Raw genomic sequence first — 6,163 nt, 5'->3', positions numbered from 1 at the left:
TAGGCTTAGTTTAATAAGCGAGGCAGAAATACGGATAGCTCTTTTGCATCATCCAATCTCTTGGCTGTACGAGCATGACATGGCAGCGGTAGAAAATTTGCTTCGATTGCATTGCCATGTAATATTGCACGGTCATATTCACAGAATGGAATTTAACTTGTTGCGCTCACTAACTTCTGAACAAGTCGTTATACCCGCTGGCGCTGGTTTTATGCATAGAGGCGGAGCAAATAATTATAATATAGCGGAGCAAATAATTATAATATAACTGTACTTGATATTTACATTCCAGTCGATCTTCCAGACACTGGGGGGGGGATCTGGGACAAAAGACCGGCCTTTTTCATTTCCTGACAGAACTTTGCCCGAAATATCTTTGACATGGCCCTCACCGGCAGGTAAAAATCAATCCTGGAAGGGTGCCAACTGCCATCTTCCTTTAATATTGCTCCCCCAGGAACAACATAATGAATATGCGGGTGGTACTGCAGCTGACGGCCCCAGATGTGAAGCACTCCGAAGAAACCGGGTAAATCAGCCCCCTATAAATTTAGGGTCGGGTGTGAGTTTTTTCAGAGTCTGTGATGATGCCGTGAACATGGCGGTATATGCCACGCGCTGGTTGCTGCGGATGAAGCGTCGCAGCTGTTCGGGTACCGTAAAGGTGATCATGAAATAGTGGCCCGGTAGTTGCCGCTCCATCTGCCCTTTCACCCACAGTTTAACTTTATAGTTCTGGCACTTTGGACAATGGCGGTTACCACAGGATTTGAACGTTGTATGCTGTACACCGCATTTACTGCATTCATAAACGACCATACCGCAGGCGCTTGTACGGCATTCCATGAGGGCTTTGAAATGAGTTGCATAGCTGTGGCGCAATGTATGGATGGAGACACGCCGTTTTTTGATACCAGCGGCAAACTTTGCCCGGCGAAAGGCACCTTGCACGCCGTCAATGGACATTGGTTTTTCAGAGGTGGGGGCTTTATTTCCCTCTCTACCCATGGCGGGAAATATCAGCTTCGGATTTTTGTGGGTGAGCCAGTAGCGACGAAGCAAATCAAGAGTGCTTTTCGGAAGCGGGACAAAGCGATCCTTTGCCCCTTTCCCACGATGCACGTGGATCATCATGCGTTTACTGTCAATGTCTGATACTTGCAAGCCCAAACCTTCGGAAAGCCTGAACCCACAGGAATAGACCGTGGAAAGAAAGGCATAATTGTGAAAAGTGGTTACAGAACTCAAAATGTCAAAGACCTCTTCCTTGCTCAAAACACATGGAAGCCTTTTTTCTCTTTTAGCATTCATATAGGTGAAAACATGCCACTCTCGCTTAAGCACATTTTGGAAAAAGAACCTGATACCACAATAGGCAATACCCATAGTCACAGCTGACCATTTGTCTTCATTTTGTCTGTGAAGAAAAAAAGCCTGACTACCCTTTAAGTATCGGGTGGTATTCAAAAGAACCACGGAATGCCCTGACGTATTGAGAACTTACATGATGAGGAGATAATTATGATGAAAATTATTGGAATAAGTGGGAGTCTTCGCAAAGGCTCATATAATACCGCATTGCTTAGAGCTGCGGAACAAATTCTTCCTGCCGGGGTTGAAATGGAAATATTTACCTGTGACGGCATTCCTCTTTATAATTCAGATGTGGACGTAGCGGAAAAGCCCCCTGCGGTGAAGCGATTAAGAGATGCCATATCAAACTGTGATGGTGTTTTGTTTGCAACACCGGAATACAACCACAGTATTCCAGGGGTGCTGAAAAATACCATAGACTGGATTTCCCGTCCGGGATTTAAATCTCCCATGGCTGGGAAACCCAGCGCGGTTATCAGTGCATCCAAAGGTTTTTTAGGAGGCGCAAGGGCCCAGGAAAACTTGAAGCTTGTGCTGGACAGCCTATTGTCTCCCCTTTATCCGTCAACGGAATGTCTTGTGGGGTCAGCCCAGGAAAAATTTGACACCCATGGAACGCTGATAGATGAACGCGTTCAGGAACGGGTCCAAAAGTACGTGGAAGGATTTCTTGGGTGGATAAAAAATTGAATTTAAGAATTTCTCATTGTTTTCAAAAAGAGGGTTGGGGCACAATATGTGCCAGATGCGGCTTGCAATTTTTAGATTTTTAACTCTTGTTTTTGGCATGCTTCATTTACATGGGCACGCCGAATATTTACATTCAAAGAATAAGCCGGTGATGGGAAGATGCGGCAATGTGACGAGGGAGGAAATGAATCGACAAAGGCTCATGAAGATTCTGGCAAAGTTGGGAAAAATCGATACGGATTCCAATCTTGAACAGTGGAAATACAATGTGTTGGATCTTATCAGTGAAAATATTTATGCCGATCAGGCAGTCTTTATCTCTCAACAGGGGGAATCTTTCCCATCACAATTGGCTAGGAACTCGAATAAAACCTTTATTGACGCTTATCTTGAGTATTATTATAAACTTGATCCATTTCAATATGTGGTGAATGATGCTTCGGGGTTAACCCTGGCCAAGGGACCCAGGTCCAGAAAGACGGTTGTGGAATTGTCCGATGTCATCCCTTCATCCAAACTGCGTGACACCGAGTATTATCAGAATTTTCTCAATCCCCAGGGCATTTCCCATGAAACCATCGTTTATCTGAAATCCTATGAGCGCATATTGGGTGTCATTTCTTTCATGCGCAGGGGAGCAAGCGGATTTAAAAATGACACCATTGATTCTTTGCGGGTGCTGGCTCCTTTTTTGGCGACCTTTCTTGAAAACGTAAATTTAAAAAATCAGGTGGACCTGGACGAGCATATTTTGCATCTGCATGAGGGGCGCAGTTCCAGTGGGTTGCTTGTCCTGGATGTCGGTATGAATGTCATTTATTTAAATGATATTGCTCGGGAGATTTTTTTTGATATGGGGGCAACATTAACGTCCCCTGTGCCGGCTATCATCATGGATCAATGTCGGTTGCTGCTGAAAAAAGGTGGGGGGGGGTTGGAGAAGATGCCAATGGCGCTCCCGGTGAAAACTTCCATAACGGTAAAAGATCAATCCTTTGATATGGAGGTTAGATGCTTTTCAAAAAATCAGAAAATTTCCCATCAGATTTATTTTGCCGTTTCACTTGAATCCTCAAACCCTCCCCAATTCAACAAACAGAAAATCCGGGAACGATTTCAGCTTACCAACAGAGAAGCGGAAATTATTTATGCCGTTTTTAAAGGTTTAAAAAATGTTGAGATTGCAGAACATCTTTATATCAGTGAAACCACTGTCAAAAAACATATTCAAAATATTTGTGGCAAGCTTAAAGTTAAAAGTCGTACGGCAATTATTTACTTGATCTTGCAAACGTTTGGGGTGCTGTAGGCTGATTTTCAATAACATCGGGCTGGCAAAGTCTGATTACTCTGTAAACACCGGGTTCTATTCCAATAAGATGCACTGAATGCCCGGACTTATTGAGAACTTACGAGAAATATATGCTCGGGTGCTTAGGTGGCAAAAAACGAATCACCATTGCTATGGAGCTTTATCAGCAATAATCCTTGATAACGCATAAACACTCATCCAGCAATGTCGAATGGCGATCAACATCAAACTCCGAGACAAATGGACACATCAAGGCCATGTTATGAAAAGGAGTTAGAAGGATTCCTCTATTCAACAAGTAGAGATGAATATAAGCTTCAAGCAACGCGTGACGGCCTAAATGAGCCTCCCCGCCATTTTTCGGAGGATGTTCCAGAAACAGATATTCCGCTCGGGCACCGATACGGGTGACGTGCCATGGAAGTCTATGTTTTCTGATCACTTCGTTAGTCCCCGCTTCAAAGCGAATGGCCATCTTCTCCATATGGGTAAAGGTTTCCTCGGTCATAATATCTTTAAGGGTCGCCTTGAGTACCGCTAATTGCAAGGCGCTGCCAGCCAGAGTCCCGCCAAATCCATAATGATTAATTGGGTCACCCGGTTTAAACTGAGGGCGAATCTTCCAGATTCGCTCTGCCATCTCTTCGCTTGTACCCCAGACAGCGATGGGAATCCCCCCTGCGATTGCCTTACCAAGAACAAAAAAGTCGGGTTGAAGCCCGTGCTTGCCGGTATAACCGCTGACGCCTGTTGAAATCGAATGAGTTTCATCAATGATCAAAGGGACATCGTATTGTCGCGTTAATTCGCGTAGAGCTTCATGGTAGCCGGGTTCCGGTGGTACCATACCTATGTTGGTCATCACCGGTTCAGTCAGGACGCAGGCCACATCTCTCTGGCTTAAGGCTTCTTCAAGCGCTGCTGTATCATTGAATTCGACAAGGCGCGTGGTCTGTAGATGATCTATGCCATTTGGGTGGACATCCTCGCGGGGAATCATGTTAAAATGTGTATCCAGCTCTACCTGGGTTTCATCTACACTGCCGTGATAATTCCAATTAAAGGTGACGATCTTGTTCCGACCGGTGATCATGCGGCAAAGTCGCAGCACAAAACGGTTGGCATCTGTCGCTGAAGTTGTAACCTGCCAGTACCGCAACCCAAAACGTCTGGCCAATTCTTTACCAACCCAGAGACTCTCCTCCGTTGGCAGCATAAAAGTTGAGCCGTTGACAATCTGCTCACTTATAGCCTTGACCGCTATTGGGTGAGCGTGCCCATACATGGCACCAGAATCGCCGAGAGCGAAATCAATATAGCTGTTTCCATCAACATCCTCAAGTATTGCTCCATGAGCTTTAGCCACGTAAATTGGATAACTTCCCGGCCATTGCTGCATCCAGTGCATGGGGGCGCCGTAGAGGTAGTGTTCCAGACCCTGCCTGTAAAACTTACCTGAGCTCGGATGAATTTTCTCGAAAGCCTTTAACTCTTTCTGGAGGGCAGTAGCCGTTTTACTTAGATCAAATCCCAATGTCATTGTCATGCCTCGTTTCGTTCAAAAGTGTCAAATAAGCACCGACCGGGGTGTTGCAGGTTGCACCAAAATCTTCCCCCTGGTAACCAAAAATTTTGCCGCTGGTTTTTTTGCGTTTAAAATCTACCAGAATCACGCCAATGGTGGGAATAACCTTTTCCAGCCATACGAACAGGTAAAGTTCATCCGCCAATTTATAATACCGGCAGTAATCGGTGTCGGCAAGGCCGATCTCTGGGCCCTGAATGCAGTTCCAGGTATAAAATTCCCGGCTTAAGTAGATATGCTCATAAGAATCTTTGGGCCCATATTGGTAGCGAACCCTTTTCCCGACCAGTTCATCGGTTGGGTTGTGTCTTGGGGTCTGTTCTGAAAAGAATTGATGGATGGAGCCATGTATGATTAAAGAACGTACCGGAGTTAGCTGTTCCCGATCTATAACTCTTTGGAATAAAGGTTTGAAGGTCTCACTGCGGGTTGGCATCGCAGCAACAACAACGGTCGCAATTCCCAGGACAAGGTCGATAACCAAGGTAACGCTTTTGGTTGGATTATATTGTTTGATGAAATCGAGCAGATAATAGCCTTCACGGAGACAAGTAGCGGTATAACTTTCCAGATCCTTTTCAGGTGCATCCGGATCAGGGTCAACCCCTTGCAGCATCTGCCACTCCATTTTTTGTCCAGGCTGAAAACTGTATCGCACCACCCAGCCATTTTCAAAATGAATATCAAAGGAGCTGCCCACAAAATGGTCCGTATGTTCCAGTTCATTACCACCAAAATTTTTGACGAAATCCCCAACTTGCATAAACTCGGTATGTTTTTGCTCCGTCATAAAGGTTTCCCCCCTTTTGTGTTGTGCCTTTCAATACAGCAGGTTCTCAATTAAACGATCACCAGCTACAAGCTGATGGATTTAAAGCTCGGCGGGCTAAACCGCCGACTAAAAAAGCCAAGGCACATTTTAAAAATTAGCGAAGGTCTTGTGAATAGAAACGTTTTTACAAGTTTAGATCAGTTGTCACGGGTCAACAGCTTGGGGGCCTTGGCACCGGCATCTTTTTCCACCAACACCCGGTGTCCGTTGTGTACCATGGCAACCACGCCGGCGGGAGTCATACATACGCGCTCTTCAGCTACTTTAATTTCTTTGAGGATACCTACGATCATTTTATAATACCTCCTTATTTTGCTTACGGTATAGCTCAACTTTCGGACTTCATTTCAAAGCCGTCGTTTTTATACAA

8 protein-coding genes are annotated in these 6,163 nt (G+C 45.1%); 3 read left to right on the top strand and 5 right to left on the bottom strand.

Annotated features, from left to right (window positions below; genetic code table 11):
* The coding region (locus ACYQ2M_RS24500) for a hypothetical protein (RefSeq protein WP_459919027.1) at nucleotides 1-268 on the top strand (268 nt) is incomplete at its 5' end.
* Between the two features lie 13 nt (nucleotides 269-281).
* Here the strand turns inward: ACYQ2M_RS24500 and ACYQ2M_RS24495 are convergent.
* Together ACYQ2M_RS24495 and ACYQ2M_RS24490 are read right to left on the bottom strand one after the other, a co-directional pair.
* The gene (locus ACYQ2M_RS24495) at nucleotides 282-515 is read right to left on the bottom strand and encodes a transposase (RefSeq protein WP_459919026.1); all 234 of its coding nucleotides are present in this window, start codon (nucleotides 513-515) and stop codon (nucleotides 282-284) included.
* Between the two features lie 19 nt (nucleotides 516-534).
* Nucleotides 535-1,476 carry an IS91 family transposase gene (locus ACYQ2M_RS24490; RefSeq protein ID WP_459919025.1) on the bottom strand — a complete coding sequence of 314 codons (942 nt, stop codon included), beginning with the start codon at nucleotides 1,474-1,476 and terminating at the stop codon, nucleotides 535-537.
* A gap of 45 nt (nucleotides 1,477-1,521) precedes the next feature.
* Between ACYQ2M_RS24490 and ACYQ2M_RS24485 the strand changes: the two genes are divergently transcribed.
* Together ACYQ2M_RS24485 and ACYQ2M_RS24480 are read left to right on the top strand one after the other, a co-directional pair.
* Nucleotides 1,522-2,064 (top strand): NADPH-dependent FMN reductase, encoded by a 543-nt coding sequence (locus ACYQ2M_RS24485; protein ID WP_459919024.1) that lies wholly within the window; start codon nucleotides 1,522-1,524, stop codon nucleotides 2,062-2,064.
* A gap of 184 nt (nucleotides 2,065-2,248) precedes the next feature.
* The gene (locus ACYQ2M_RS24480; RefSeq protein ID WP_459919023.1) at nucleotides 2,249-3,373 is read left to right on the top strand and encodes a LuxR C-terminal-related transcriptional regulator; all 1,125 of its coding nucleotides are present in this window, start codon (nucleotides 2,249-2,251) and stop codon (nucleotides 3,371-3,373) included.
* A 166-nt stretch (nucleotides 3,374-3,539) separates the two neighbouring features.
* On the opposite strand, the gene ACYQ2M_RS24475 is transcribed toward ACYQ2M_RS24480, so the two are convergent.
* The 3 genes from ACYQ2M_RS24475 to ACYQ2M_RS24465 form a co-directional block, all read right to left on the bottom strand.
* The gene (locus ACYQ2M_RS24475) at nucleotides 3,540-4,922 is read right to left on the bottom strand and encodes an aspartate aminotransferase family protein (RefSeq protein ID WP_459919022.1); all 1,383 of its coding nucleotides are present in this window, start codon (nucleotides 4,920-4,922) and stop codon (nucleotides 3,540-3,542) included.
* Nucleotides 4,900-5,751, bottom strand: a complete 852-nt coding sequence (locus ACYQ2M_RS24470; protein WP_459919021.1) for a MoaF C-terminal domain-containing protein — start codon at nucleotides 5,749-5,751, stop codon at nucleotides 4,900-4,902. The genes ACYQ2M_RS24475 and ACYQ2M_RS24470 overlap by 23 nt, the downstream gene beginning before the upstream one ends.
* A 179-nt stretch (nucleotides 5,752-5,930) precedes the next feature.
* Nucleotides 5,931-6,086 (bottom strand): hypothetical protein, encoded by a 156-nt coding sequence (locus ACYQ2M_RS24465; protein ID WP_459919020.1) that lies wholly within the window; start codon nucleotides 6,084-6,086, stop codon nucleotides 5,931-5,933.
* Nucleotides 6,087-6,163: the final 77 nt, after the last annotated feature.

This window comes from Desulfocicer niacini (assembly GCF_054657595.1).
The sequence above is the reverse complement of the archived record's forward strand: the minus strand, read 5'-3'. Positions and strand labels throughout refer to the sequence as shown.

What these genes read in the sequence shown, in the direction of transcription:
- ACYQ2M_RS24475 (WP_459919022.1), bottom strand. Translation starts at nt 4,922, where the DNA reads ATGACAATGACATTGGGATTTGATCTAAGTAAAACGGCTACTGCCCTC.
- ACYQ2M_RS24465 (WP_459919020.1), bottom strand. Translation starts at nt 6,086, where the DNA reads ATGATCGTAGGTATCCTCAAAGAAATTAAAGTAGCTGAAGAGCGCGTA.
- ACYQ2M_RS24485 (WP_459919024.1), top strand. Translation starts at nt 1,522, where the DNA reads ATGATGAAAATTATTGGAATAAGTGGGAGTCTTCGCAAAGGCTCATAT.
- ACYQ2M_RS24480 (WP_459919023.1), top strand. Translation starts at nt 2,249, where the DNA reads ATGAATCGACAAAGGCTCATGAAGATTCTGGCAAAGTTGGGAAAAATC.
- ACYQ2M_RS24470 (WP_459919021.1), bottom strand. Translation starts at nt 5,751, where the DNA reads ATGACGGAGCAAAAACATACCGAGTTTATGCAAGTTGGGGATTTCGTC.